1 pseudogene is annotated in these 265 nt (G+C 43.8%); it reads right to left on the reverse strand.

Features of this window, described 5'->3' with window-relative positions:
- Positions 1 to 265 (reverse strand): annotated as a pseudogene (locus ABS784_RS17150) (cardiolipin synthase); the annotation flags it as partial.

Below are 265 nucleotides of genomic sequence, written 5' to 3' on the forward strand. Positions count from 1 at the left end.
TTTAATGACCTCCCACTTATTATCAGGACCGCCGGCGATTAGCTGAACGCCTCCTTCTTTATCGTCCATTTGAAAATGAGGCAGCAAATATCGATCGGTAAGCAGCTTCTGCCCAGTCATATAATACCAATCCTGTAAAAAAATAAGATTGAGCGTCCGTACTCCTTCCCCTTCGAGCATCATATGCGTATCCCGCCAAAAGCCGAAATACGGATTTCTTCCCAAATATTCATCTCCTATATTTAAACCTCCGACAAAGCCGACT

The sequence above is a fragment of the Geobacillus sp. G4 genome, from assembly GCF_040327975.1.
In the GTDB taxonomy this organism is placed as follows: domain Bacteria; phylum Bacillota; class Bacilli; order Bacillales; family Anoxybacillaceae; genus Geobacillus; species Geobacillus thermoleovorans.